General features: G+C 70.9%; 20 protein-coding genes and 1 riboswitch. Of the genes, 8 read left to right on the forward strand and 12 right to left on the reverse strand.

The annotated features are described in order from the left end of the window. Positions 1 to 149: 149 nt before the first annotated feature. Positions 150 to 1007: an endonuclease domain-containing protein gene (locus ACP15J_RS07730; protein WP_424936430.1), complete on the reverse strand. Its 858-nt coding sequence runs from the start codon at positions 1005 to 1007 to the stop codon at positions 150 to 152. A gap of 357 nt (positions 1008 to 1364) precedes the next feature. Then, on the reverse strand, positions 1365 to 1823 hold the full coding sequence (locus ACP15J_RS07735) for a GNAT family N-acetyltransferase (protein ID WP_197219918.1): 459 nt from the start codon (positions 1821 to 1823) through the stop codon (positions 1365 to 1367). A gap of 120 nt (positions 1824 to 1943) precedes the next feature. Here ACP15J_RS07735 and ACP15J_RS07740 point away from each other — a divergent pair, with 120 nt between their 5' ends. Beyond that, on the forward strand, positions 1944 to 4163 hold the full coding sequence (locus tag ACP15J_RS07740; RefSeq protein WP_424936431.1) for an NADP-dependent isocitrate dehydrogenase: 2220 nt from the start codon (positions 1944 to 1946) through the stop codon (positions 4161 to 4163). An 88-nt stretch (positions 4164 to 4251) separates the two neighbouring features. Here ACP15J_RS07740 and ACP15J_RS07745 read toward each other — a convergent pair whose 3' ends face one another. The 3 genes from ACP15J_RS07745 to ACP15J_RS07755 form a co-directional block, all read right to left on the reverse strand. Then, positions 4252 to 5838, reverse strand: a complete 1587-nt coding sequence (locus ACP15J_RS07745) for a L,D-transpeptidase (RefSeq protein WP_424936432.1) — start codon at positions 5836 to 5838, stop codon at positions 4252 to 4254. A 115-nt stretch (positions 5839 to 5953) separates the two neighbouring features. Further along, the gene (locus ACP15J_RS07750; protein ID WP_424936433.1) at positions 5954 to 6451 is read right to left on the reverse strand and encodes a hypothetical protein; all 498 of its coding nucleotides are present in this window, start codon (positions 6449 to 6451) and stop codon (positions 5954 to 5956) included. Positions 6452 to 6564: 113 nt separating this feature from the next. Beyond that, positions 6565 to 6975, reverse strand: coding sequence for a RidA family protein (locus ACP15J_RS07755; RefSeq protein WP_424936434.1), 411 nt, complete (start codon positions 6973 to 6975; stop codon positions 6565 to 6567). 62 nt (positions 6976 to 7037) lie between these two features. On the opposite strand from ACP15J_RS07755, the gene ACP15J_RS07760 reads away from it, so the two are divergent. From ACP15J_RS07760 to nagB, 5 genes are all read left to right on the forward strand, one after another. Then, on the forward strand, positions 7038 to 8261 hold the full coding sequence (locus tag ACP15J_RS07760) for an amino acid deaminase (protein WP_424936435.1): 1224 nt from the start codon (positions 7038 to 7040) through the stop codon (positions 8259 to 8261). Beyond that, positions 8252 to 11554: a family 20 glycosylhydrolase gene (locus ACP15J_RS07765; protein WP_424936436.1), complete on the forward strand. Its 3303-nt coding sequence runs from the start codon at positions 8252 to 8254 to the stop codon at positions 11552 to 11554. Before ACP15J_RS07760 ends, ACP15J_RS07765 begins: the two co-directional genes overlap by 10 nt. 100 nt (positions 11555 to 11654) lie before the next feature. Beyond that, positions 11655 to 12863 (forward strand): ROK family transcriptional regulator, encoded by a 1209-nt coding sequence (locus ACP15J_RS07770; protein WP_424936437.1) that lies wholly within the window; start codon positions 11655 to 11657, stop codon positions 12861 to 12863. Between the two features lie 90 nt (positions 12864 to 12953). After that, entirely contained in the window at positions 12954 to 13892 is a 939-nt protein-coding gene (locus ACP15J_RS07775; RefSeq protein WP_424980913.1) for an ROK family protein, read from the forward strand. Then, the gene (gene nagB / locus ACP15J_RS07780) at positions 13885 to 14664 is read left to right on the forward strand and encodes a glucosamine-6-phosphate deaminase (protein ID WP_424936439.1); all 780 of its coding nucleotides are present in this window, start codon (positions 13885 to 13887) and stop codon (positions 14662 to 14664) included. Before ACP15J_RS07775 ends, nagB begins: the two co-directional genes overlap by 8 nt. 76 nt (positions 14665 to 14740) lie before the next feature. Here the strand turns inward: nagB and ACP15J_RS07785 are convergent, their stop codons facing one another. The 5 genes from ACP15J_RS07785 to nagA form a co-directional block, all read right to left on the reverse strand. Then, positions 14741 to 15139 carry an NUDIX hydrolase gene (locus ACP15J_RS07785; protein ID WP_424936440.1) on the reverse strand — a complete coding sequence of 133 codons (399 nt, stop codon included), beginning with the start codon at positions 15137 to 15139 and terminating at the stop codon, positions 14741 to 14743. Then, positions 15132 to 16517 carry an FAD-binding oxidoreductase gene (locus tag ACP15J_RS07790; protein WP_424936441.1) on the reverse strand — a complete coding sequence of 462 codons (1386 nt, stop codon included), beginning with the start codon at positions 16515 to 16517 and terminating at the stop codon, positions 15132 to 15134. Before ACP15J_RS07790 ends, ACP15J_RS07785 begins: the two co-directional genes overlap by 8 nt. A gap of 4 nt (positions 16518 to 16521) precedes the next feature. Further along, positions 16522 to 16896: a YrdB family protein gene (locus tag ACP15J_RS07795; protein WP_424936442.1), complete on the reverse strand. Its 375-nt coding sequence runs from the start codon at positions 16894 to 16896 to the stop codon at positions 16522 to 16524. A 9-nt stretch (positions 16897 to 16905) separates the two neighbouring features. Continuing rightward, a complete protein-coding gene (locus ACP15J_RS07800) occupies positions 16906 to 18960 on the reverse strand; it encodes a sigma-70 family RNA polymerase sigma factor (protein ID WP_424936443.1) in 2055 nt (684 codons plus the stop codon). Positions 18961 to 19399: 439 nt separating this feature from the next. After that, entirely contained in the window at positions 19400 to 20578 is a 1179-nt protein-coding gene (gene nagA, locus ACP15J_RS07805) for an N-acetylglucosamine-6-phosphate deacetylase (protein WP_424936444.1), read from the reverse strand. 173 nt (positions 20579 to 20751) lie between these two features. Then, a riboswitch (ZMP/ZTP riboswitch) is annotated at positions 20752 to 20835 on the forward strand. Between the two features lie 29 nt (positions 20836 to 20864). Here nagA and glyA point away from each other — a divergent pair. Together glyA and ACP15J_RS07815 are read left to right on the forward strand one after the other, a co-directional pair. Beyond that, a complete protein-coding gene (glyA, locus tag ACP15J_RS07810) occupies positions 20865 to 22139 on the forward strand; it encodes a serine hydroxymethyltransferase (RefSeq protein WP_424936445.1) in 1275 nt (424 codons plus the stop codon). A gap of 112 nt (positions 22140 to 22251) precedes the next feature. Next, a complete protein-coding gene (locus ACP15J_RS07815) occupies positions 22252 to 23133 on the forward strand; it encodes a bifunctional methylenetetrahydrofolate dehydrogenase/methenyltetrahydrofolate cyclohydrolase (protein ID WP_424936446.1) in 882 nt (293 codons plus the stop codon). A 19-nt stretch (positions 23134 to 23152) separates the two neighbouring features. On the opposite strand, the gene ACP15J_RS07820 is transcribed toward ACP15J_RS07815, so the two are convergent. Together ACP15J_RS07820 and ACP15J_RS07825 are read right to left on the reverse strand one after the other, a co-directional pair. Then, the gene (locus ACP15J_RS07820; protein WP_424936447.1) at positions 23153 to 23728 is read right to left on the reverse strand and encodes a phage holin family protein; all 576 of its coding nucleotides are present in this window, start codon (positions 23726 to 23728) and stop codon (positions 23153 to 23155) included. Between the two features lie 113 nt (positions 23729 to 23841). Continuing rightward, on the reverse strand, positions 23842 to 26253 hold the full coding sequence (locus tag ACP15J_RS07825) for a CocE/NonD family hydrolase (RefSeq protein ID WP_424936448.1): 2412 nt from the start codon (positions 26251 to 26253) through the stop codon (positions 23842 to 23844). Positions 26254 to 26297 lie beyond the last annotated feature (44 nt).

Consider the following 26297-nt stretch of genomic DNA (forward strand, 5'->3'; position numbering starts at 1 on the left):
GTCCGCCGCACATATCGCGCGGCGGGCGCCTGCGCGCCGAGGGCAACAATACGGTCGGGTCGAAGAAACCTTGTCGGTCCGTTGAGCTCGTTTGATCCGACGAAGTTGAGGTCGTCCGGCATTCGGGAGTACTGCGGCATCGCGGTGCCTCATCGCCGCCGGCGTCTTTCGGCAGGGCTGAGATGCAGCCCACGGGCTATCGAGCCTCCGACGGTGCGTTCGACCTCTTCCCATCGGTGCACGATCTGCTCGTACGTGAAGCGGAGGACGGTGTAGCCGCGCTGGACGAGCTCGGCGTCGTGCCGCACGTCGCGAAGCCGGTCGGATCGACTCGTGTGGTGGGCGAACCCGTCGAGCTGTGCGACGAGATGGGAGCCGATGAGCACGTCGACGTCGTGTCCCGCGAGCCGGACCTGCTGGCGGAGGGGCACGCCCCAAGGGCTCAGGCGTACCACGAACATCGTCTCGGGGCCGGAGTCGGAGAGGCCGCGGACGATCTGCGCGTACCGGCGTGAGCGGGGATCGGGCCAGCGGACGCTCGCCAGGGACTCGACGTCCAGCCTCTCCGCCCTCACCGCCGACTCCCACATGGTGAGAGCGTCCTCCTGGAAGAAGCAGCTCGCGATGTGGGCAAGCGCGTCCTCGATCGAGGACTCCAGCCGTCGCGGCCCGCGTTCGACGATCGCCGCCGCCCAGTGCAGACGGGCCTCGATCATCGGACGCCGTCCGTGGGGCGGGAGATGAAGGTGGAGCTCCTCGCCGGCGGTAGGAGGGATCCACCAGCCGCGGCGACGGGCGAGGGACAGGCATGTGAGCCGCCCTCCGGCTCTGGCCACGGCGAGGAGGTCAGCCGGCGCGTCGGCGACGCCGATCCACGTGGAGCGCAGACGGAGGACGGTGCCGCGGGCGATCTCGGAGCGCACCTGCGTCGGCGGATAGCCATGCTCGGACGCCTGGGCCCGATGCGCGACGCCGCCCTGCCTGCGCACCCAGTCTCGGAGTTCCATGACGGCGAGCCTGCCTCGGCGACGGCGCCTTGGAGCCCGCGTATACAGGACCGGTGGACAGGTCCGCGGAAGCCGCGTCGGTGGAGGGGCGGCGCTTTCGTCGGGTGAGAGCACCTTTGTCGGTCCAGAGGAGGTTGTGAGACCGACAAAGATGGTCCGGCCCGGCAAAGTGCATCCCTGACGGGCACAGGCCCGCGCGCAGGCGCCCCTCAGGACGGGAGGACGACGGCGGGCGATTCTGCGCGACGATGCAGAAAGAGGAAGGCGACGGGGCCTCGGTGGGGGAGGGGATCCGAAGCCCCGCCGCCGGTCGAAGGGGGTGACTCGACCGCGGAGCGGACGGATCACCGGGATGCGCTACGAGCTCACACGGACCTCGGCGATGACCTCGGCGTACTCGGTCTCGCCCACCGGGGTGAAGCCGACCCGGTGGAAGAACGCCTCGGGCCCGTCGTCGCCGGCCTCGTAGATGACGTCCACGTGGTCGAACCCGCGTCGGCGTGCCTCGTCGATGAGGCTCTCGACAGCGAAGCGTCCGACGCCGCGACCCTGATCGTCCGCATCGACGTTGATCCGCCAGAGGACGGAGCGGAAGTGCGGCTCCGGCGCCTCCGCGTCGAAGTTCGCGCTGACGAATCCCACGACCTCGTCACCGTCGAGCACCACCCGCTGCCAAGAGGTCTGCGGGTTCATGACGGTCGCCGCGATGCCATAGGAGACCGGCGCGAGGAACTGCTCCTGCCCGGGCTTCAAGGACAGGTTGTTGACAGCGACGATCGTCGCGGCGGAGAGTTCGACCAGTCGCAGATCCGTCATGCACCCAGGCTAACCCCTCCGGGTGCCGGGGCGACAGCGGACAGGCAACTCACAGCAGGATGCCGCTCAGGTATCTTGGTATCGAGACAAATGCCCGCGTGAAAACGGAGAGAGATCCCGGTGACCGACGACGCCATCATCTACACCTACACCGACGAGGCCCCGGCTCTCGCCACCGCGTCCTTCCTCCCGATCGTCCAGGCCTACGCCGGCCAGGCCGGCATCGAGGTGGAGACCAGGGACATCTCGCTGGCGGGACGCATCCTCGCCGCTTTCCCGCAGAAGCTCACCCCCGAGCAGCAGGTCAGCGACGCGCTCGCCGAGCTCGGCGGCCTCGCGACGCTCCCCGAGGCCAACATCATCAAGCTGCCGAACATCTCGGCCTCGATCCCGCAGCTGAAGGCCGCCATCGGGGAGCTCCAGCAGAAGGGCTACGACATCCCGGACTTCCCGGACGAGCCGGCGACGCTCGAGGAGAAGGACGTCCGCGCCCGATACGACCGGATCAAGGGATCCGCGGTCAACCCGGTTCTGCGCGAGGGCAACAGCGACCGTCGTGCGCCGCTGGCAGTGAAGAACTACGCGAAGAAGCACCCGCACCGCAACAAGCCGTTTGCCGAGGGATCGAAGACCCGGGTCGCGACGATGGGGCACGACGACTTCAAGTCCAACGAGAAGTCCTGGGTGGCGGCGAGCGACGATGTCCTCAGCATCCGTCACACCGCCGCCGACGGCACGGTCACCGTGCTCAAGGAAGGCCTCAAGGTCCTTCCTCGCGAGATCGTCGACGCGACCTTCCTCTCCGCGGCGAACCTCGACGCGTTCCTCGCAGAGACCCTGGCGGCGGCGAAGGCCGACGACCTGCTCTACTCCGTCCACCTCAAGGCGACGATGATGAAGGTCAGCGACCCGATCATCTTCGGCCACGTGGTCAAGGCGTTCTTCGCCGACGTGTTCGCCCGATACGGCGAGCAGCTCGCCGCCGCGGGTCTCAGCGCGAACGACGGTCTGGGATCGATCCTCGCCGGTCTGTCGGACGTCGCCGGCGGCGCGGAGATCGCCGCCGCATTCGAGAAGGCCCTCGCCGAGGGGCCGCGTCTCTCCTACGTCAACTCCGACAAGGGCATCACCAACCTGCACGTGCCGAGCGACGTGATCGTCGACGCGTCCATGCCGGCGCTGATCCGCAACGGCGGCAAGCTCTGGGGCAAGGACGGCGGCGAGGACGACACGATCGCGGTCATCCCCGACTCGTCCTACGCCGGCGTCTACCAGGCCGTGATCGACGACGTGATCGCGAACGGCCCGCTCGACCCCGCCACGATCGGCACCGTGCCGAACGTGGGCCTGATGGCCCAGGCCGCGGAGGAGTACGGCAGCCACGACAAGACGTTCGAGATCGCCACGGCCGGTCTGGTGCAGATCCTGGACAGCGAGGGCAACGCCCTCATCGAGCACGAGGTCGGCGCCGGCGACATCTGGCGGGCGACGCAGACCAAGCACATCGCCGTCATGGACTGGGTGAAGCTCGCCGTCACGCGCGCCAGGGCGACCGGTGCCCCCGCCGTGTTCTGGCTCGACGCCAATCGCTCGCATGACGCGCAGATCATCGCGAAGGTGCACCAGGGGCTGGCGCTCCTGGACACCCACGGCATCACGATCACGATCCTCGCCCCGGAGGAGGCCACCCGCTACACGCTCGCGCGCATGCGGCACGGCCTCGACACCATCTCGGTGACCGGTAACGTGCTTCGCGACTACCTCACGGACCTCTTCCCCATCCTCGAGGTCGGCACCAGCGCGAAGATGCTCTCCATCGTCCCGCTGCTCGCCGGCGGCGGCCTCTTCGAGACCGGGGCCGGCGGATCCGCGCCGAAGCACGTGCAGCAGCTGGTCGAGGAGGACTACCTCCGCTGGGACTCGCTGGGCGAGTTCTTCGCTCTGGCCGCCTCGCTCGAACACTTCGCCGACCGGACCGGCAATGAGAAGGCCCGGGTCCTGGCGGAGACGCTGGACGCCGCCACCGGAACCTTCCTGGAGGAGGATCGGTCGCCCGGCCGTGCGCTCGGCACGATCGACAACCGCGGCAGCCACTTCTACCTCGCGCTGTACTGGGCTCAGGAGCTCGCGGCGCAGAAGAAGGACGCGGTGCTCGCGAACGCCTTCGCTCCGGTCGCTCAGGCGCTCGCCGCCGACGAGCAGAAGATCGTCGCGGAGCTGGCCGCGGTCCAGGGAGCGCCGGTCGACATCGGCGGCTATTACCGCCCCGACGCGGCCAAGGTCTCGAAGGCCATGCGCCCGTCGGCGACGCTGAACGCCGTCATCGACGCGATGGCCTGATCAGGGGACCGGTCCTCGGCGACCGGGTCGACATGACAGAGGGCGGGCGCCACGGCACCCGCCCTCTGTCATGTCCGCGCTTTCGGCGTCAGTAGTGGACGTCGACCTCGACGCCCTCCGGCGACCAGTTGTAGAGCCACTGCGCACGCCATTCGGGCATGCCCACGCAGCCATGGCTCATGGGCGTTCCAAAGCTCGAGTGCCAGTAGACCCCGTGGAACGCCTCGTCACCGTTGAAGTACATGACCCACTTCACCTCGGGCTGGAAGTAGAACGGCGCCTGGGTGAGGTCCCGATTGCCCATGTTCTGCTCGTCGAGCTTCCAGTTGACCGCGAACGAGCCGGTGTGCGTGGCGAACTCGCCCGCGCCGGTGGAGACCGCCCAGGAGTCGACGACGGCGCCGTTCTCGATGGCCGAGACCGTCTGCGTGCTGAGGTTCACGTCGATCTTGCGCAACAGCGCGGTCGTCTGGAACGGGGTCTCCTTGACCGGCAGCTCGAAGTTCGCGCCGCCTCCTGAACCGAGCTGGCTCGCGAAGGCCGCTCCGACGCCGGACACGTCGCCGAGCTCGCGCCCGGTGACGCCGGGGACGATGCTCTCCAGCACCTTCCCCGAGGAGTCCACGACCGATCTCGCGTTGACGGGCTGACGATTGACCTGGCCGGGGAGGGCGTTCGCCGCGTTCTGGATCGCCGCCGCGTCGGCCTTGACGGTCAGCGCGCCATCAACGTTCGTCACCGAGAGCCAGCCGGCGGCGACGGCGGGATCGATCGGCACCGTGCGCTCGCCGCCGACGTAGAAGCCGACGGAGGAGAGCATTCCGTTGAGCTTGTCGACCATCGCCTTGGCGTCTGCGTCGGTGACGTCGGGGGCGACCTCGGCCGCGGCGGCGTCGAAGGCGACCGAGCCCTTCCCGTCGGCCATCGCCGCGGTGATCGCGGACGCCACGGCGTCGAGATCGACTCCCTTGCCGTTCGTCGCCGGGGTGGCGACGTAGGCCTTGGACGCGGGGTCGAAGGCCACGCCCGCCTCAACGGGGTCCTGATAGACGGAGGGGAGCCGGGCGCGCAGGATCTCCTCGGCTGTGCGAGGGTCGAGTGCGACCTCGCCGGGCGTCGGCGCGGGCATCCAGGCGGTGACGTTCCACATCGGATGTTCGGCGAACGCCTTGTCGGCCATCGCCGTGGCGTCGATGTGCGCGCCGAGGTCGGAGCCCTTGACGGTCACCTCCTCGCCGTTCGCGTCGGTGAAGGCGATCGGGATGTTCGCGATGCGACTGCTCAGGGCGTCTGCCGCGGCTCCAGGGGTCATTCCACCGACCGGGACGCCGGCGATCGTCACCCCGGGGGCGATGAGGACCGCGGAGGCGACGCCGGCGCCGATCGCGAGCACGCCGACGCCGATCGCGATCCATCGGCCGATGTGACGTCTCTTGCGCGGCGTCTCGTGCGGAGCCCATTCGACCGGGCGGCCGTCGTCGGGTCCGTCCGTCGCAGGGGGCACGACGCCTGTCCCGCCCGGCGCGCCCTCGAGCGGCGCGCCCTCCTGAGGGCGGGCGTCGTGTGCTGCGGTGCTCTGCGGTTCGGTTTCCGGCGCGGTGCTGTCCGGCTCGGCACCGTCGACGACCGGCGTCTTCCCGGTCGCGGCGCCCGGTGCTGCTATGAGATCTGTCACGGTTCACACCCCCTGTGGCGCACAGACGTCCACATCTTGATCATCGTACGGGATCGTGATAACAGAACGGCAACGGAAGTCTGGGAGCCGGTGCCCACGCCGTGAGGCGTGTCGGTCAGGAGCCTTGGCAGAGGTTCGTGAAGGCGGCCATGCTCTTCGACGCCGCGGCCTGGAGGGCGGGGAAGCCGGCCATGGCGGCCGGATCCTTCTCGAGGAAGGCCTTGCTGAGACCGTCGGTCAACGCGGTGAAGCTCTGGCTCACCGCCGCGGCGGCGGAGCTGACCTGCGCGTTGGTGATCTTCGCGGTCGCACCGGAGAGCGAGTCGGCCATCGTGAGGTAGGCGTCGACGGCCGCGCCGGGGTCGGACACCGCCGCGGACATGTCGAACGAGGCGATCTCGCTCCCCGCGGTCGTGATCGCCGTGGTCACCAGATCGCACGCCTCGGCGAGACTCTGCTCCTCGGCTTCGGCCGCACCGGTGTCTGTGGCGGCCGGGGGAGCGGAGGCGGCTCCGGCAGGCGGGGTAGACGTTGCCGTGTCCGGGCTGCTGCAGGCGGCGAGGCCGAGGGGCGCGACCACGGCGAGGACGAGAGCGGCGAGGCGACGGTTCATCGGGTCCTCCTGGGCGGCGGCGCGACGGCTGACTGTGCGTGCCGGTGATCGAGCCGGCACGCACAGTCAAGCACAGACGCCTGGCGTCGGGCTCAGAAGCGGGAGGGCGTGGATCAGGCGGGATCCACGACCGCGAGACCGTCGATCTCGACGAGCATCTCCTCGCGAGGGAGGCCGGTGAACACGGTGGTCCGGGAGGGCAGCACGCCGCTGGTCGTGTGGGCGGTCACGAACTGCCCGTAGGCCTCGTTCATGATCGGGAAGTCCTCGCGCTTCGTAAGGTACACACGGAGCATCACGACGTCGTCGAAGGTCGCACCCGCGGCCTCGACGATGGCCTTGACGTTCTCCAGCGTCCGGATGGTCTGCGCCGCGACGTCACCCGGGAACAGGTACTCGTTGGTCGTGGGATCCACCGGGCCCTGGCCGGAGACCTGGACGATCGGGCCCTTGCGGACCCCCTGAGAGAACGTGTGGGCGGGAGCGGGAGCAGCGTCGGTGGTGACGCGGGTCTTGGCGGTCATGTGTCCCAGCCTATTTCGTTCGGCGTCCGCACATATCCGCCTGCGGGCGATAGCGTGGACGTGTGCCTCTTCACATCCCCGATCCTGTCCTCGGTCCCTGGGCGAAGAGCGTGCCGCCTCGGCTGCATGGGCTCGCCCTGTCCGCCCTCCCCGCGGCGGGCGCGCGGCTCTCCGAGTTCGGCACTCCCGTGCTGGCCGTGCACGAGGACGCGATGGCGCATAACGAGGCGACGGTCTTCGCCTGGGCGGCGGAACGAGGACTGCGCCTGGCGCCGCATGGCAAGACGACCATGGCTCCCGCGCTGTGGCAGCGCCTGATCGACGCCGGCGCCTGGGGCATCACCGTGGCCACCCCCTGGCAGGCCGAGGTCGCGATCGAGGCGGGCGTCGAGCGTGTGCTGATCGCGAACGCCGTGACCGATGTGGCCTCCGCCCGCCGCCTCGGAGCGCACCTCGCCGCTGATCCGACGCGTCGGATCCTGGTCTGGGCGGACGCGGTCGTGACTGTCGACATCCTCGCCGAGGGACTGGCGGACGCAGTCCGGCCGCTCGACGTGCTCGTCGAGCTCGGCGGCGCCCACGGGCGTACCGGAGCGCGCACGGTGACGCAAGGCGAGGACATCGCCCGGGCGATCGCGGCGGCGCCGGGACTCCGTCTCGCCGGTGTCGCGGGCTATGAGGGTCCCTTCGGGCCGGATCGCGGCAGCTCCTCGGTCGCGGCGGTCGATGCCTACCTGGAACGGATGACGGAGCTCTTCGGGCGGATCCGCCCGCTCGTGGACCGTGCCGCCCCTCCGATCATCAGCGCCGGCGGCAGCGCATGGCCCGATCGCGTCGCCGCGGTCTTCGCCCCCCTCGCCGCCGAGGCCGAGGTGGTGCTCCGCTCCGGCGCGTTCCAGATCCACGACGACGGCTTCTATTCCCGGATGGCGCCGTTCGGGTCCGTCGTCGACGGCCCGCCACTGCGCGCGGCGATGCATGCCTGGGCGCGCGTCGTGTCCCAGCCCGAGGAGGGGCTGGCCCTGCTCGACGCGGGCCGGCGCGATGTGCCGTTCGACATCGACCTGCCGGTTCCGCAGGGCGTGGCCGGTGAGGTCACGGCGCTCAACGATCAGCACGCCTTCCTGCGGACTGCTCGGGCTGAGACGGTCGAGGTGGGGCAGGTCGTCCGACTCGGCCTCTCGCACCCGTGCACGGCCTTCGACAAATGGCGGGTGATCCCGGTGATCGATGATCCCGACGCGGATGACCCGCTGGTGATCGGTGCGGTGGCGACATGCTTCTGAACCTCAGCACGACCATCGCCGGGGACGGCGGGACGCGTGTCTATCGCGGCGCGACGGTGATCGACGGCACCGGATCCGCGCGCTTCGTCGCCGATGTCGTCGTCGAAGGCGGCAGGGTCGTCGCGGTGGCCCGTGCGGGGATGCAGAGCGGCATCAGGCTCCCCGATCCTCTTCCCGAGGGCAGCGTCGAGATCGACGCCCACGGGCTCGCCCTCGCTCCCGGTTTCATCGACATGCACGCGCACAGCGACCTCGCGGTGCTGCGTGGCGCGGACCACGCGGCGAAGCTGCTGCAGGGCGTGACCTGTGAGGTGATCGGTCAGGACGGGCTCGGCTACGCGCCCCTCGACGCCGCGACGGCCGATGCGGTCGCGGGGCAGATCGCGGGGTGGAACGGCGTCCCGGAGCAGAACGCGCCCCGCACCATGGCGGGCTTCCTCTCCGAGATCGATCGGGCCACGGCCGGCAACGTCGCCGTGCTCGTGCCGCAGGGGAACCTCCGGATGATGGTCGTCGGGCACGAGAACCGCTCCGCCACCGGGGAGGAACTGCGGCGGATGGGCGAGATCCTCGGTGCGGCGCTGGACGCCGGCGCCTTCGGGATGTCGAGCGGGCTCACCTACACCCCTGGCATGTACGCGGACACCGCCGAGCTCGAGCATCTGTGCCGGGTCGTCGCCGAGCGGGGCGGATACTGGGCGCCGCACACCCGCAGCTATGGCGGCGCGGCGTTGTCGGCGTACGCGGAGGCGCTCGACATCGGTCGTCGCACGGGCTGTGCGATCCACCTCACGCACGCCACCATGAACTTCCCCGCCAACCGCGGACGGGCCGAGGAGCTGCTCGCGCTCGTGGATGCGGCCATCGCCGACGGCGTGGACGTGACGATCGACACCTACCCGTACCTTCCCGGGGCGACGACCCTCGCGGCGCTCCTCCCGAGCAGGCTCGCGGCCGGCGGCAACCTCGTCGCGACCGTCGCCGCGCTCGACGAGGCGGGGCGCGAGGCGGTCCGCGTCGAGCTGGAGGAACTCGGCTGCGACGGATTCCACGGCGAGCGGGCGGACTGGTCGCTCATCGAGGTCTCCGGCACGGGGGTGGCCGATCTGAACCGGCTCGTCGGACGCACGATCGCGCAGATCGCCGAGTCCGAGGGGCGACGTCCCGTCGATGTCGTGCTGGACACCGTCGTCGCGGACGCGGGCGCAACCGGGGTGCTCATGCACATCGGCGACGAGGAGAACGTCCGCAGGATCATGCGCCACCCGCGGCATACGGCCGGAAGCGACGGCATCCTGATCGGCGCGAAACCTCACCCGCGGGGATTCGGGACCTTCCCGCGCTATCTCGGTCGCTACGTTCGCGAGCTCGGCGTGCTCGGGCTCGAGGAGGCGGTACGGCATCTGTCCGGCACACCGGCCGAACGGCTGGGCCTCCACCTCGGCGACGCGCCACGGGGGGTGATCCGCGAGGGGGCCACCGCCGACCTCGTCCTCTTCGACCCCGCCGCCGTCATCGACGTCGCGACGTTCGACAAACCGCGGCAGGCGCCGGTCGGGATCGTCGAGGTGCTGGTCTCCGGTGTACCCGTGGTGCGCGACGGCGCGGTCACGGGGGCGACCCCTGGACGAGCACTGCGGATGTCACCGCCGCCACACCGGGCGACGATCCCGCACGCCGACGGGATGATCGATCCGATCGCCCCGCCCTTCCACTGGACGCGGTCCACCCCGGTGCTCGGGGACGACGCGTTCGCGGGGGCCGCGGCCCTGCTCCGCGCCGAGGCGGACGCGGCTCCGGGGGACGGCGGCGCCGCCGTCCCCCGGACGCCGCCGATCCGTCTCCTCACCGACCCGGCTCTCGGCACCGCCGCCGACGCCGCCGGACGCATCGGCGCGGAGGCGTTTCGCGTCACTGTCGCCGCCGACGGCGTCGAGGTCCGCGGGGCTTCACCTGCCGGGGTCTTCCGCGGGGCCACGGTCCTGGCCCAGCTCCGTGCTCCCGAGAGGACCGAGGCACGTATCCCCGCAGGAACCTGGTCTGGCGCTCCCGCCTACGCCTGGCGTGGTGTGATGCTCGACGTCGCCCGCCACTTCCGTCCGGCGGAGGACGTGCGACGGCTGATCGACCGGTTGGCGGAGCTCCATCTGAACGTGCTGCACCTTCATCTCACCGACGACCAGGGATGGCGGTTCGAGGTGCCGGGGTATCCGCGACTCGTGGAGGTCGGCGCACGTCGTTCGGCGACGCAGCGCGGGCACGGCCCTCTCGCGAGGGTGGAGCCGGGGGTGCACGAGGGGTATTACACGACCGCCGAGCTCCGCGCGCTCGTGGGCTACGCCGCCGAGCGCTTCGTCACCCTCGTGCCGGAGGTGGAGCTTCCCGGACACGTGCAGGCCGCGCTCGCGGCCTATCCCGAGCTGCGCAACGCAGACGTCGCCGACGCTCCCGAGGAGGCGTGGCCCTCGTTCGGCGTCAACCCCAGGGTGCTCGCGCCCACGGAGGCGTCGCTCGCCTTCGGGCGCGCGGCGATCGACGCCCTCTGCGACGTCTTCGACTCACCCTGGATCGGGATCGGCGGCGACGAGGTGCCGGTGGAGGAGTGGGAGCACAGTCCCGCCGCCCAGGCGCGCATGGCCGAGCTGGGTCTTCCGGACGCCCACGCGGTGCAGCCGTGGTTCACGCGCGCCTTCGTCGCACACGTCAACTCCCGCGGGCGCACGGCGCTCGCCTGGGACGAGGTGCTCGAGGGCGATGTGCCGGAGGGCACCAGGGTCGCCGCCTGGCGCGGGCCCGTCGCGATCGCTGATGCGCTGCGCCGGGGCATCCCGGTCGTCGCCTGCCCCGACCTGGAGGTCTACCTGGACTACCGGCAGGCGGAGTCTCCCGATGAGCCGGTTCCGGTCGGGCCGCCGCTGACCATCGAGCATGCGTACACGCTGACGCTTCCGAACGGGGTCGAGGGCGGCCAGGCCAACGTGTGGACCGAGCACCTTCCGACCCGCGACCGGGTGGACTTCGCGGTGTTCCCCCGGCTCCTCGCGACAGCGGAGCGGCTCTGGCAGGGCGGCGTGCCGGGGGAGTACGCGGGATTCGCTGTCCGCCTGCCCCTCGGGCTCCGCCGACTGGCGGCGGCAGGAGTGCGCTATCGGCCTCTGGACGGACCGGCTCCCGCCCAGCGACGTCCGGGGATCCCTGGAAAGCCGATGACCGTGGAACGGCGCAAGGAGATCGTCGCCGGCCTTGTGGCGAGGGTCGTCGAGCGACAACGACAGCACCCGGCAAACCCCTGACCGGGGCGAAGATTCTCAGAGTAACGTTTCGGTAACCGGGCGAGGGGACACGGTCGGTGGAGCTTGCGCTCCGCCCTGTTCGTAAGGTGTACTAACAAACATGTCGGAGACGGTGGGGCAGGTTCGCCCGCAGAAGGAGGGGTCGTCGGCCGCCGCCACGGCCGACGGCGTCGCGGATCCGCACGCCTTCGGGCCGGGGCGAAACCTCCGGAGCAAGGGCAAGGTCCTCCCCGAGCACGCCCGCGGCCACAACCGCTCGCTCGTGCTTCAGACCCTGTACCACGCGGGAGCGATGAGCCGGGCCGACCTCTCCCGGGAGACCGGCCTCACACGCGTGACCATCTCCGACCTCGTCGCGGAGTTCATCGCGGACGGCATCGTCGTGGAGAAGGGGATCCGCGAGACGAACGGACCGGGCAAGCCCCCGATCCTCATCGACATCGACCGCGGGGGGCACCGGATCATCGGACTGGACCTCTCCGGACCCGGCGTCTTCGCCGGCGCTCTCCTGAGTCTGGACGGAGAGGTACGCGAGCGGTTGGAAGTGCCGCGTCCTCATGGCGGAGATGCCGCATACGAGGCCGTGCGCGCCCTTGCCTCGGATCTCGTCTCGTTGTCGCCCGTGCCCGTCTTGGGGATCGGCGTCGGCGCTCCGGGCATCGTGCGTCCGGACGGCATCGTCCTCAGCTCGCCGAACCTCGGGTGGAACGACTTCCCGCTCGAGCGCCTGCTCGGCACGGCCCTGGACCTCCCCGTCCTCGTGCGCAACGACGCGAACGCGGCAGCTCTCGCCGAGTACACCTTCGGCGCGGCGAACTCCGACATGCTCCTCGTCAAGATCGGACGCGGCGTCGGGGCGGGGTTGATCTCCGGCAGCCAGCCGCTCGTCGGCAGCCGTTACGCCGCAGGCGAGATCGGGCACGTCGTCGTGGGCACCGACGGCGGCCCGCGCTGCATCTGCGGGAAGAACGGCTGTCTCGAGGCCTGGCTCGGGGCGAACGGCCTTCGGCAGCGCCTGGAGGAGGCGGCGGACAGCGCGGAGCGCGACCGCGTGCTGCGCGACGCGGGCACCCGGCTCGCGGTGGCCGTGGCCCCGGTCGTGGCTGCGCTCGACCTCTCCGAGATCGTCCTGTCCGGCCCCGCCGACCTCCTGGACGGGGCGCTGCTGGAGGCGGCGAGGGCGACGCTCCTCGAACGCACCCTCGCCGGCGTCTTCGACGACATCGTGGTTCGCCTGACCACGCAGGAGGACATCGTCCTCCGTGGGGCGGCGGTCATGGTGCTCTCGAGCCAGCTGGGAGTGTCCTGAACCGATGAGCGAACTTCGTTCGCGCCGTCCTGAGGCGGTCGCGCACTGATGACCGTGCCGGAACGGGCCGGAGCCGGAGAGGCCCGGTCGATGCGACTCGGCCTGGACGTCGGCGGGACGAAGACCGACGCGGTGGCGCTCGACGGGACCGACCGGATCGTGGCACGCGTGCGCGTGCGCACCGGGTGGGGACGGGACGCGGTGGTCATGACGATCCTCGACGCGATCGCCGCCCTGCGGGCGGAGGGTTCCTTCGATCACGACGCCATCGCGTCGGTCGGCGTAGGGATCCCCGGGCTCGTGGACGCGGAGGGCGGTCGTGTCCTGCACGCCGTCAACCTCGGTGTGCAGGAGCTCGAGCTGGCGGCGGCCGTGCGCGAGGCCCTCGATGTCCCGTTCGCCGTCGAGAACGACGTGAAAGCCGCCGCTCTCGGCGCTGCCGCGCTCCACGGAGACCCGCCGTCGATGGCATACCTGAACCTCGGCACGGGTGTGGCCGCGGGCATCGTGGTCGACGGCGCGCTCTGGCGTGGCGCACGGGGGACGGCCGGCGAGGTGGGGCATATCTCGATCGACCCGCGTGGACGTCTCTGCGGCTGCGGACAGCGTGGCTGCGTGGAGTCGTTCTGTGGCGGCGGCGCCGTCGCCAAGGCCTGGGGACGCCCGGGGGAGCTGCCGATCCTGGACATCTTCGACGCGGCAGAGGGCGGTGACGCGACGGCGCGGGAGCTGCGTGAGGGGATCGCGTATGGCGCGGCCTCCGCGGTGCGGATCCTGGTGCTCAGCGCCGACGTCGAGACCGTGGTCCTCGGGGGTGGTCTCACCGCGCTGGGTGATCGGCTGCGGGGTGTGCTGACGCGCCGGCTGCGCGAGGAGGCGGAGGTCTCGGCGTTCCTTCGGTCGCTCCGTCTGGATGAGAGGATTGAGATGCTGCCTGCCGGATCCCCCGCGGCGGCACTCGGTGCGGCGCTGGTCGGCGCCGCGCACGATCGCGTCGGAACCGAACAGGGAGCAGAGAGTCATGGCTGAGGTCGTCATCGTCGAGAGCGCGGAGAGCGCGGGAGAGCTGGTCGCTGAGGAGATCGCGCGACTGATCGCAGCTCGTGCGGACGCAGTGCTGGGACTGGCGACCGGGTCGACGCCGCTCCCCGTCTACGCCGCTCTCCGCTCGCGTCTCGCCGGCGTCGACGTCTCGCAGGTGCGTGGCTTCGCCCTCGACGAGTACGTGGGGATCGATCCCGCGCACCCCGAGAGCTACCGATCGGTGATCACGCGCGAGGTCGTGGAGCCCCTCGGCCTGAACCCGGAGCTCATCCACGTGCCCGATGGCGCGACCGACGGCGTGGAGCATGCGGGCGCTGACTACGACGCGAAGATCAAGGCCGCAGGCGGGGTCGACCTGCAGATCCTCGGGATCGGCACGGACGGACACATCGGCTTCAACGAGCCCGGCTCCTCCTTCGCCTCGCGCACGCGCGTCAAGACGCTGACCGCACAGACCCGGGAGGACAACGCACGCTTCTTCGACTCGATCGACGACGTGCCGATGCACTGCATCACCCAGGGGCTGGGCACGATCCTCGAGGCTCGACACCTGGTGCTGCTCGCGTTCGGCGAGGGCAAGGCCCAAGCGGTCGCCGACGCCGTCGAGGGGCCGGTCGCGGCCGTCCTCCCTGCCTCGGCGATCCAGCTCCACCCGCACGCCACGGTCGTGGTCGACGAGGCGGCCGCCTCGCGGCTGAGGCTCTCCGACTACTACCGTTACACCTTTGCCCACAAGCCGGCTTGGCAGGGCATCTGAGGCGGCCCCGCCGGGTTGCGGCGCCGTGTGCGCGAGGCCCCGCGAGGAGCTTGTGAGACGACCCAGCGAGCGAGCCTCAGCGAGGCCAGGCGAGGGGGAGCAGATGCTCCTCGCTGAGCGGCGCGAGCGGGATGTCCGCGACGTCGTCCGGGGTAATCCAGCGGAGCTCGGCCAGCTCGGCCTGGACCCTGACGTCGGACTCCTCGGCACGGACGGCGAAGGCCGTCGCGATCACGCGGTGACCGGGCTCGTTCGCCGCAGCGGACACGAAGACGCCGAGCGGCCTCATCTCCGCGGGGGCGACCCGCATCCCCAGCTCCTCGTGGAGCTCACGGGCGAGCGTCTCCGCAGCGCTCTCACCCGGTTCCGGCTTGCCGCCGGGCTGCATGAACCGTACGGTACCGGTCTTGCGCACCACCAGGGCTCTGCCGGCGGCGTCGGTCACGACCGCGGCGCTCACGTGGATGTCAGGCAACGGATCCTCCTCTCGCGGCGAACACCTTCCCGGGATTGAGGATCCCGGACGGGTCGAAGACGCGGGCGATCCCACGCTGGATCTCCCACTGGTCCTCGCCCAGCTCCTCGGCCAGCCAGCGGCTCTTGAGTACGCCGATCCCGTGCTCGCCGGTCAGGGTCCCGCCCAGGCGGATCGCGGCCCGGAAGAGCGCGTCGGCCGCCCGCCAGATCTCTGGCGGCACCTCCGGGCCTTCGAAAACGAAGTTCGGGTGCAGATTGCCGTCGCCGGCATGCGCGACGGTCGGGATCGTCAGACCGAACTCGCGCTTGATCCGTGCGATCTCGTCGAACATCGCCGGCAGCGCGCTCCGTGGCACCGCGACGTCCTCGATCAGAGTGGTGCCGAGGGCCGCCATCGCGGGGTGCATCGCCCGGCGGATCGCCAGGAGCCGCTCGCCCTCCTCCCGGTCGCGCGAGAGCGTGACGGCGCCTCCGGCGTCCCGCAAGGTCGTCGCGATCCGACCTGCCTCGTCGACGGCAGCGGGACCGTCGGTCTGGATGGTGAGCTGAGCGGTCCCCGGCGCCGGGGCGGGGAGGGCGAGGAGAGAGTGGACGGCGGCGAGGCTCGTCCCGTCCATGAGCTCCATGATCGCGGGCTGCACGCCGGACGCAGTCACTGCGGCGGAGGCGACGGCGGCCGCACGTACGTCAGGAAACCCGGCGATGATCGTGCACGGGGCGTCCGCGCTGAGGCGACGGAGCTTGAGCGTGGCGCCGACGATCACGCCGAGCACGCCCTCGGAGCCGATCACGAGCGACGTGAGGTCGAAACCGGTCACGCCCTTCACGCTCCGGTGCCCGAGCCGCAGGAGACGCCCGTCGGCCAGGACGAGGTCCACACCCAGCACGGCGTCGCGCACGACGCCGTATTTCGCGCAGAGGAGCCCGCCGGCCCCGGTGGCGATGTTGCCGCCGACGGTCGAGATCTCCCGACTCGCGGGGTCGGGAGCCCACCACAGGCCGTGCGCGGCAAGGGCGCGGCCGAGGTCGCCGCCCAGGACTCCTGGTTCGACGACGGCGAGGAGGTCGTCGGGCCGGACCTCGAGGACCCGGTTCATCCGCAGCGTCGAGAGCGCGATCTCGCCCGGGCCGGCGTTCGCGCCGCCGGCGAGTCCGGTTCCCGCGCCGCGCGTCACGACGGGAGTGCGGGTCGCGTGCGCGATCCGCATCGTCTCCTGCACGTCGGCGACCGTCTCGGCATGCACGACGGCGAGCGGAACCCCGGGCGATGAATGCCCGGACTGGTCGGCTCTCGCCTCGGTGCGGGCGACGGTCGAGGTGTCGACACGCGGTCCGAGAGCGGCGCGAAGCCAGTCGACCGCCTCGGTGCCGCTCAACGTCTCATCCGAGGGCGCGACGACCGGCGACAAGGCCCGTGGCGACGGCCACGACCGCGAAGCCCAGCCCCACCCAGGTCTGGCCCATCGACCACCAGGCGATGGTCACTCCGGCGTAGATCACCAGCTCGACGACCGCACGGATGAACGGGTGCACGACCAGCACGGGTCGCGGAGAGAGGAACAGCGCCCAGATCACGAGGACGATGAGCGGGATGCCGATCGCGGAGACGACGTTCCATGGCAGCGACCAGGCGACGAGGCTCCACAGCACGAGCGAGGCGAGCGAGACCAACAGCACCACGACCCGCACGATGTCGAGGAGCGTGGCGCGGGGTCTCATCCCCGGGATCGTCGAGGGCTGCGAGGCGGAGGACATGCCTCCAGTTTATGGGGCCGTGGCCACCGCGCCGGTCGAGGTCTGCTCCGTCGGAGCAGACGGTCCGACGAGGGCTGGTGCCGGCGTCGTCACGACGAGGTCAAGCGGCTCCTCGGCCGGAGCCTGGTCCTCTGTGCGGGCCGGTTCCTCGGGGGCAGGCTGTGTGGCGGCCGAGGGGATCTTGATCACCGGGGAGTCCAGGACCGGGGTGGGCTCCGGTGTGGGGGTGGGTTCCGGCGTGGGCGTGGGCGTGGGTGTGGGCGTCGGTTCGATCGGGGCGGAGCTGCAGGCGGAGGCGTTCGCCCTGATCGTGTCGAGGTTCGTGATGGTCGCGGGCCCGACCTGCTGGTCCTTGACGTAGCGGAACTCGACCGTCGTGCCGAGGATGATCTGCTGGAACGAGGGGCGGATGTCCGATACGCCCTTCCCCGTCGTGTCGAGGGTCGCGCCCGTGATGCGATCCGTGCTGCCGCCGAGCAAGGCCTGAACCGTCGCGCCTGCGGCCCCGGTGATCGGCACGTAGTAGTGCAGGGCGCCCAGGGCGCCGTTCGGCTCGATGACACAGCGGATGTTCGTCAGGTCGATGGACGGAGAGCCCTCGGGGAGCCCTACCGGAGGCTCAGGGTCGACCGGTTTCTCCGGATCCACCGGCTTCTCAGGGTCGACCGGCTTCTCCGGATCCACCGGCTTCTCGGGCTCGGCCGGCTTCTCGGGCTCGGCCGGCTTCTCGGGCTCGGCCGGAGTGTCGACTCGGGCCGGTGTCTCGGCGGCTGCCTCAAGGACCGGCGCGTTCGCCGGTGGCTCGGTGGGTGCGACGACGGGAGCCGTGGGCGGCGGGGTGTCGAGAGGCAGCGGCTTGGCGACCTGGGCGTTCGACGGCGTCGCGACCTCTGCGACGATCCCTGGAGCGCCGGACTCGATGGCGCTGGGCTGCGACGTCGACGCGGGCTCGGCGACGAGTCCCGGCACGACGGCACCGGCGACGAGGGCGCCCGCGACCACCAGAGCCGCCGACCCCACGCCGACGAGAGCTCCGACGCCCGACACCACGCCCGCTCCGCCGGCAGCGGCGCCGGTCGATCCGCCGGCGGCAGCACCAGCAGTTCCGCCTGCGGACCCGCCGGTGCTCCCGGCCGATCCCACCGCGTGCGCGGCGGCGCCCGTCGTCCCCGCGCCCCCGGCGACCACCGCGCCCTGGACGACGGCGGACGGCATCGCCGCCAGCGCGACGACAGGCACGGCGACCGCACCCTGAAGCGTCGCGAGGTAGGTGCCGGCCCCGGTGACGCCCAGCACGAGCGGCAGCAGGACCAGAGCGAGGCGGTGCGAGACGTCCTTGGCCTCTGCGGCCACGATCATGCAGCGCGCGCAGTCCTCGAGGTGAACTTCGAGCTTGGACCGATCCCGCGTGCCGAGGTTTCCTCGGGAGTACGCGCCGAGACGCTCGATGGTCCACTCGCATTCGGAACCCATCTCCGCCGAGCGGAGGTGGGCCTGGATCCATGCCTCGCGCAGGCCCTCGCGGGCGCGGAAGGCGAGCTGCGACGTCGCGCCGGCCGTCATGCCGAGCAGCGGCGCGATCTCGGCCGGCTTCATCTGCTCGATCTCCGAGTACCAGAGCACCTCCTGCCAGCGGGTGGGAAGGCTCCGGAACGCCTGCGCGGTGAGGCTCTGGTCCAGGGCGTCGTTCGCAGCCTGATCGGTCGTCGACGGGTCTGGCACGGTGTCCAGCTCGTCGATCGCGGACTCGCGACGGGCGCGACCCCAGCCGGCAGCGGTGTTGCGGATGCTTGTGAAGAGATAGGCGCGGAAGGAGCCGGTCGGGCCTCCGCCTTTGAGGATCGCCTGGTAGATGCGAGCGAACGACTCCTGAACGAGGTCGTCGGCGTCGAAGGAGGCCGTGACCGATCGGGCGACGGTGATGCCGGAGCGGTAGTGGCGGCGCCAGAGCTCGGCGAAGGCCTGGGAGTCGCCCGATCGGGTCCGCAGGATCAGCTCCGCGTCGCCTCGGGGCTCGTCTGCGTCCGCGATGTCCGCGGGGAAGGAAGTCTGGTCGTCGCTCATACGTCGTTTCTCATCGGTGTCGTGGGTGCGCTCTCATGAAGAGAGACGCAGGTTCCCTCGATTCATCACGTCGGTCCTCCATTCTTCACCCTTGGGCTGGGAAGAGCCAGAGCGGCGAGGGATTTCGTCGCGCCGAACCCGTGGGGGTGACGGGTCTCGAACTTTTTCCTCAGAATTTTTTCGGCATCGCGTAATGAACCGTGGGGGACCGCATCTCATCCCGTAGAGACAGTCACGCAGGACTCCACCGGGGGGCGGAGGAACGCGGGGCGGCCGACGGTGGGGATTCCGCCGGCCGACAGGTCTCGGGAGCCTCGGGGGAGGAGTTCCCGGACCACTGCTCTCAGGAGAAAGGCCGGGAGATCACGCGCTGGGGAGCGAAGATCTCCCGGCCTCCACTCTCAGTCCCGGAGGGGAGCAGCCCGGCGAGACCGGCCGCTCAGATCGCGGTCGGTCCGCCGGTCCAGACCCGGACGACCTTCAGGTCGCGGTCGAGCAGCACCGCGTCGCCCGCGAGGCCGGGTGAGAGCGCACCGATCGCCGCAGCGGCCCCGATGGCCCTGGCGGGCGTCGAGGTCAGCGCGCGCACCGCCTCAGCGAGCGGCACCCCAGCCGCGACGGCATGCCGCAGCGCGACGTCCTGGGTCAGGGTGGAGCCCGCGATCGACCCGCTGTCCACGCGGGCCACGCCGTCGGTGACGGTGACCCGCAGTGAGCCGAGCACGTACTCGCCGTCCCGGGACCCGGCGGCGGCCATCGCGTCGGTCACGAGGGCCACCCGCCCCGGCGCCTCGTCGAAGACGAGCTTGATCACGTGCGGGTGCAGATGGATGTTGTCCGCGATGGCCTCGAGCGTCACCCGGGGATCGGCGGCAGCGGTGAGCACGGGGCCGGGGTCGCGATGGTGGATGGGACGCATCGCGTTGAAGGCATGGGTGAGGATCGTCGCGCCGGCATCGAAGGCGGCGCGCAGAGTGTCGTCGTCGGCGTCCGTGTGCCCCACCGCCGCGGCGGCGCCGGAGGCCACGACGAGGCGGATCGCCTCGAGACCTCCGGGAAGCTCGGGGGCGAGCGTGACCTGCCGGACCGTCCCCCGCCCTGCGTCCAGGAGCCGGCGGACCTCGTCGGCCTGCGGCGCGCGGAGCAGGTCGGGGTCGTGAGCGCCCTTGTGGCCCACGTCCAGGAAGGGGCCTTCCAGGTGCGAGCCGAGGATGTCGTCGTCGGTCTCGGTCAGATCCGCGATCGCCGACACGGATGCGGCCAACCGGTCGATGGAGGCCGTGACCAGGGAGACCACGGCGCGTGTGGTCCCATGGGAGCGGTGCATCGCTCGAGCGGTCCGGATCGCCTCCGCCCCGTCGTCGAACGCCGCGCCGGCGCCGCCGTGGCCGTGGATGTCGATGAAACCGGGGGTCAGCAACGCCCCGGGGCCGGCGATCGCCGTCGCGTCGACGAGGCGGTCGGCGGGCGTCCAGTCCGCGCCGTCGCCCCGTGCGACGATCCGGCCGTCCTCGAAGCGCACCCAGGCGTCGTCGGTGATGGTCCCTTCCGAGATGACGCGGGCGGAACGCACGACGAGCGAACCGCTCGTCGTGCTGTCGATCAGGCCGTCGGACATGCGCTCTCCTCTGCGGACGGAAGGGCGAGGTCTCGCCCCGGCGGTCTCTGACGCGACATCGCAAGATCGGTCAGGAAGGACCATGAACAAACCTACCCTCGCCCGCGTCGCCGAGCGAGCGTCACGCCACTCGCGTGGTCCGCTCGGTGCGCCCGCCTGCGGTCGGCTATGCTCGGGAACGTCGCGACTGGCGTCTGGGTGGGCCAACCACCGGGGAGCGACCGTTACGGATTCGACCGCGCGCCTGGGCCGATGAGGAATCTTTCCGTCGTCAAAGGAGAACGCCATGACAGACCCGTCCTTCAACGCGCCGCTCGCCGAGGTCGACCCGGAAATCGCCGAGGTCCTCGAGCGTGAGCTCAACCGCCAGCGCTCGTACCTTGAGATGATCGCGTCGGAGAACTTCGTCCCCGTCTCGGTTCTGCAGTCGCAGGGGTCCGTCCTGACCAACAAGTACGCCGAGGGCTACCCTGGGCGCCGCTATTACGGCGGCTGCGAGGAGGTAGACGTCGCCGAGGAGCTCGCGATCGCGCGGGCCAAGGCGCTGTTCGGCGCAGAGTTCGCCAACGTCCAGCCGCACTCGGGTGCCACGGCCAACGCGGCCGTGCTGCACGCGATCGCGCGACCCGGCGACACCCTTCTCGGGCTCTCGCTCGACCAGGGCGGCCACCTCACCCACGGCATGAAGATCAACTTCTCCGGCCGGCTCTACGACATCGTCGCCTACGGCGTGAACCCCGAGACCTCGACCATCGACATGGACGAGGTGCGCCGTCTCGCGATCGAGCACAAGCCGAAGGTCATCATCGCGGGATGGTCGGCCTACCCCCGCACGCTCGATTTCGCGGCCTTCCGGGCGATCGCGGACGAGGTAGGGGCCCTTCTCTGGGTCGACATGGCCCACTTCGCCGGCCTCGTCGCCGCGGGCCTGCACCCGAACCCGGTGCCGCACGCGCACGTCGTCTCCTCGACCGTGCACAAGACGATCGGGGGTCCGCGCTCCGGTTTCATCCTCACCAACGACGCCGAGATCGCGAAGAAGATCAACTCGGCCGTGTTCCCCGGCCAGCAGGGCGGGCCGCTCATGCACGTGATCGCGGCGAAGGCGACCGCGTTCAGGCTGGCCGGGACGCCGGAGTTCAAGGAGCGGCAGGAGCGTGTGCTGCGGGGCGCGGCCATCATCGCGGACCGACTCTCTCAGCAGGACGTGAAGGACGCGGGCATCGCCATCCGTTCGGGGGGAACGGACGTGCATCTCGTCCTCGTCGACCTCCGCGACGCCGAGATCGACGGCAAGCAGGCGGAGGACCTCCTGCATGAGATCCACATCACCGTCAACCGCAACGCCGTGCCGAACGACCCGCGTCCGCCGATGGTGACCTCGGGCCTGCGCATCGGCACCCCAGCACTCGCGACCCGTGGCTTCGGCGACGCCGAGTTCACCGAGGTCGCGGACGTGATCGCCCTCGCTCTGCTGCCCGGCGCCGACGTCGAGGCGCTTCGTGCGCGCGTCGACGCGCTCGCAGCCGCCTTCCCGCTGTACCCGGGCCTCAACCAGTAACCCGACCCGTCCCGCGCGACGGCGTCCGCGCGGGGAGACGGCAGCCTGTGCCGTCGTCTCGTCGTGGGTGCCGTCTCGCGGGGACACGACCGTGCGGAAGGAACGAAGGACGATGACCGCGAAGATCCTCGACGGGAAGGCCGCATCGGCCGAGATCAAGGCGGAGCTCGCAGAGCGCGTCGCCATGCTCCGCGCGAAGGGAGTCGTGCCCGGCATCGCGACGGTGCTGGTCGGCGCGGACCCCGCATCCCAGCTCTACGTGGGCATGAAGCACCGGCAGTCCGAGGCCGTCGGCATGAACTCGATCCAGCGTGAGCTCCCGGCCGATGCGACGCAGGAGGACGTTGAGCGCGTCCTCGACGAGCTCAACGCGGATCCGGCCTGCCACGGCTACATCGTGCAGCTGCCGCTCCCGACGCACCTCGACACCGACGCGATCCTGGAGCGGATCGATCCCGCCAAGGACGCGGACGGACTCCACCCGACGAATCTCGGGCGTCTGGTCCTGAACGTCAACGCGCCGATCGAGACCCCGCTGCCCTGCACTCCGCGCGGTGTGATCGAGCTGCTTCTGCGCAACGGCTACGACCTCAGGGGCAAGCATGTCGTCGTGGTGGGGCGCGGGGTCACCATCGGTCGGTCGATCGGCCTTCTGCTGACCCGGCGCGAGCTGAACGCCACGGTCACGCTCACCCATACCGGTACCGTCGACATGCCGCGGTACCTGCGTGAGGCCGACGTGATCGTCGCCGCGGCCGGCGTCAAGCACCTCATCCGCGCCGAGGACGTGAAGCCGGGCGCGGCCGTGCTCGACGTCGGGGTGACGCGTGAGGACGACCCCGAGACGGGACGGGCGAAGGTGTACGGAGACGTGGACCCCGCCGTCGCGGAGGTCGCCGGCTGGATCTCGCCGAACCCGGGGGGCGTCGGGCCGATGACCGTGGCCCTGCTCATGACCAACGTCGTGGAGGCGGCCGAGCGCGGCGCCTCCTGAGACGGTGTGCCCCGCTGGATCAGCCGAGCTCGTCGAGCATCCGACGCTGCTCCGGCGTGAGCCCGTCCTTCAGCTCTTCCCGTCCTGCTCGCGTCGCGGACGGGTCGGTCGGGGGTGTCGGCACGGGCGGAGCGTCCGCGCTCTGCTCCTTCCGACCGGACCCGCCGATCCGCGACTCCGCGGCGTCGTAGAGCTCTCCGGCCTTGGTCTGCACGCGATCGTCGATCTGGTCGTAGACGACCCAGGCGATGAGGAGGACGAGCGGAGGGATCACATATCCCCAGAAGAAGCCGTTCACGCGCACGCCGCTGAGCACGACCGTCGCGATCCAGACGATCAGCTCGACGACGAAGACGATGCCGTACTGCACGGTCTTCTCGCCGACGCGGGTGCGCGACGAGGCTGACCTCGCGGCGGCGCCGCGGAAGGCCCGGGCGAGGACGGGCTTGAGGAGCATGGACGCCGCGGTGAGGATGACCGCGGCCCATAGCGCGCTCCATCCCACGCGCACGGCGGGAAGGAGCAGCCCGATCGCCAGCAGGACGACGACGTTGAACACGTAGAGCGAGGCGACGCGTACCACGAGGTTTCTCATGGTCTCAGGGTGGCACACCTTCATAGGAGCGGGAAGGGCGTGGGGGGATCGCGGCGGGAAAGGAACACGGCCCGTCAGCGTCGAGACGCCGACGGGCCGTCGCCCGGCCCGGGTCAGGCGCGGTCTCTGCGTCGCCGCGCCGCGAGCGCCGTGGCCATCGCCCCGCTGCCCAGGAGCAGGAGGCCTGCGATCCCTGCGAGGCCGATCTCGCCGCCGGTGGCCGGGAGCGTCCCGGAGCCGCCCTTGCCTCCGCCGGACGGCGAGGGCGAAGGCGTCGGCGTGACCGGGGTCTCTTTCGCGATGACCTCGAATGCCGCCGTGGCGATCGTCGCCCTGCCCGCGGTCAGCGTCACCGTCCTCGTGCCCGCCGCGGTCGTGGAGCCGGACGGGAGGGCGGCGCTGAACGTGCCGTCCTCATCCGTGCGCACGGCGATCGGGGCGACCCCGCTCACGTCGACTCCGAGAACCAGATCGATGTCAGGGGCGAGGCCCGCACCGGTGACTGTTTGCGCGTCGCCTTCGCGCACAGAGACCGAGGCCACGGCGATCGCGGGCTCACCCGGCGCGCCCAGCGCCTCGCGGACCGCATCCGAGGCTCCGACCACCGGAAGCGTCACCGATGTGACCGAGGTGTCGACCGTGAGATCGGTGGACGTCGGCGGCAGCAGGGAGGTCTCCGTGTCGCTCGAGGCGATGAGGAGCTCGATCGCGTGACCGGCCTGAACCCGGTAGTCGACCGGGACGAAACCGAGCCTGAGGTCATACGAGGTCCCCGGGACCACCGTCTCGGTCGTGCGGATGTCCGTCCGGTTCTGCGGGTCGGTCCACGCGCGCGAGATGATGCGCGAGGTGCCGTCAGGGGAGCGGTCGGCGATCGCCAGCGTGATGTTCGCGGCGGGGCGGTTCAGCGCGATGCCGAGCGCGGCCGAGGCCTCGCCGCTCAGGCGAAGCTCGGTCGCGAGCGGGGCGCTCCGGTAGACGAGACGGTTCGGCGAGCTCGGCGCGCTGACCAGGTCCTGGAGCGAGATCGTCGAGTCGTCCGCGATGGTCTTCGTCTCGACCGCGCCGGTGCGAACCTCCGACTCGAGCGCGCCCACACCGGCGCCGCCGGCGGTCGGGAAGAACGTGACCTCGCCGGCGTCGACGTTCGGGAAGTCCGTGTCGTCGAACCAGGTCGTCCTGTCCTCGGCCTGGATGCGCACGCCGGAGTCGTTCTGCGCGCCGTTGTCCACGCCGAGCAGGTAGTGGGTGAACCACCGGTTCAGGTCGCGGGTCCACCCGGCCGCCGCGGGGAGGGAGCCCAGGTTGATGTGGCTGTACTGATGCAGGTAGAGCTTGGTCGGCACGCCGTTCGCCCGCATCGCCCGATACCAGTCGGTGGACTGGCTCACGCGCACGTTGAGGTCGCTCTGTCCGTGACCGATCAGGGTCGCCGCGCGGACGTCGCCCGCCCAGTTGAGCAGGTTGCGCTCGTCCCAGAAGTCGTTGTAGTCGCCCGACGCGCGGTCCTCCTTCTCCACGAACTCCTGCGCCGTCGGGGTGCAGCGCGCGCGGGCGGCGTCGTCAGGGAGGAGCGCGAGGACGTAGTTGTCGAGGTCCTCGCCCTGGTAACCCTGCGGGCCGTACATGCCACCGGCCACGTGGTAGTACTCATAGAAGTTCGACACCGGCGCCATGGGCGCGATCGCCTCGAGCCCCTCGACGCCGGTGGTCGCGGTGAGCAGCGGTAGGGCGCCGTCGTACGAGGTCCCCGTCATGGCGACCTTGCCGGCCGACCAGGCGGCGGAGCTCACCGGGTTTCCTGTGGCGTCGCGTGCGGTGACCCCGTCCTTGCCCGTGAGCCACTGGATCACGGCTTTGTTCGCCTCCGCCTCCTCGCGGTTGAGCATCTGCGGGCAACCGGTCGACTTGTTCGTCCCGACCGTCGACACCGCCATGAAGGCGAAGCCGCGGGAGAGCCAGTATGCGCCCGAGGGCGTCCCATAGGGGGAGTCGGAGTCGCCGGGGCGGTTCCATTCGCCGAACGCCGGCGTCGGCTTCGGCTGGCTCGGGTCCCAGAGCTCGCGGTACGGATTGTGCTGCGGCACCGCCTTGATCCCGCCGTAGTACGGGCTCGCGGCGATCACCGTGGGCACCGTCACCCCGCCGGCGGCGACGTTCGGCACCGAGAGCACGGCGTAGATCTCGTCGGGAGCGCCGTCGTGGTCGGTGTCGACGTTCGTCCTGATCCAGACCTCGCTCTTGGTGATCGCCTTCGGGTCGAGGGTGGCCTGCACCTGACCGTCGACGATGACGGGCTCGTAGGCGGAGGTCGCGGTCGAGGCCCTCTCCGTCGCCGGCGTCTCCGACCCTGCGGTAGGGGCCGGTGTCCCGGCGGGTGCGGAGGAGGAGACGGGTGCAGGAGTGGCCTCCGGCGAATCCTCGTCGTCGGCGAATGCGGAGGTGCCGGTGAGGACGGTGGCGGCCAGCGTCGCCGCCGCGAGGGCGAGACCGGTCACGGTGCGACGTGAGGGAAGGGAAGTCACGAACGAGGCTCCTTGGGGTGCAGTGCGAGGGAGCCGCGTTGCTC

The organism is Microbacterium sp. S308A+ (assembly GCF_049800815.1).
In the GTDB taxonomy this organism is placed as follows: domain Bacteria; phylum Actinomycetota; class Actinomycetes; order Actinomycetales; family Microbacteriaceae; genus Microbacterium.

Bases quoted from the DNA above. Each gene is read 5' to 3' on its own strand.
- ACP15J_RS07730 (WP_424936430.1), bottom strand. From the start codon at position 1,007: ATGGAACTCCGAGACTGGGTGCGCAGGCAGGGCGGCGTCGCGCATCGG.
- ACP15J_RS07735 (WP_197219918.1), bottom strand. From the start codon at position 1,823: ATGACGGATCTGCGACTGGTCGAACTCTCCGCCGCGACGATCGTCGCT.
- ACP15J_RS07750 (WP_424936433.1), bottom strand. From the start codon at position 6,451: ATGAACCGTCGCCTCGCCGCTCTCGTCCTCGCCGTGGTCGCGCCCCTC.
- ACP15J_RS07755 (WP_424936434.1), bottom strand. From the start codon at position 6,975: ATGACCGCCAAGACCCGCGTCACCACCGACGCTGCTCCCGCTCCCGCC.
- ACP15J_RS07765 (WP_424936436.1), top strand. From the start codon at position 8,252: ATGCTTCTGAACCTCAGCACGACCATCGCCGGGGACGGCGGGACGCGT.
- ACP15J_RS07770 (WP_424936437.1), top strand. From the start codon at position 11,655: ATGTCGGAGACGGTGGGGCAGGTTCGCCCGCAGAAGGAGGGGTCGTCG.
- ACP15J_RS07775 (WP_424980913.1), top strand. From the start codon at position 12,954: ATGCGACTCGGCCTGGACGTCGGCGGGACGAAGACCGACGCGGTGGCG.
- nagB (WP_424936439.1), top strand. From the start codon at position 13,885: ATGGCTGAGGTCGTCATCGTCGAGAGCGCGGAGAGCGCGGGAGAGCTG.
- ACP15J_RS07795 (WP_424936442.1), bottom strand. From the start codon at position 16,896: ATGTCCTCCGCCTCGCAGCCCTCGACGATCCCGGGGATGAGACCCCGC.
- ACP15J_RS07800 (WP_424936443.1), bottom strand. From the start codon at position 18,960: ATGAGCGACGACCAGACTTCCTTCCCCGCGGACATCGCGGACGCAGAC.
- nagA (WP_424936444.1), bottom strand. From the start codon at position 20,578: ATGTCCGACGGCCTGATCGACAGCACGACGAGCGGTTCGCTCGTCGTG.
- glyA (WP_424936445.1), top strand. From the start codon at position 20,865: ATGACAGACCCGTCCTTCAACGCGCCGCTCGCCGAGGTCGACCCGGAA.
- ACP15J_RS07815 (WP_424936446.1), top strand. From the start codon at position 22,252: ATGACCGCGAAGATCCTCGACGGGAAGGCCGCATCGGCCGAGATCAAG.
- ACP15J_RS07820 (WP_424936447.1), bottom strand. From the start codon at position 23,728: ATGAGAAACCTCGTGGTACGCGTCGCCTCGCTCTACGTGTTCAACGTC.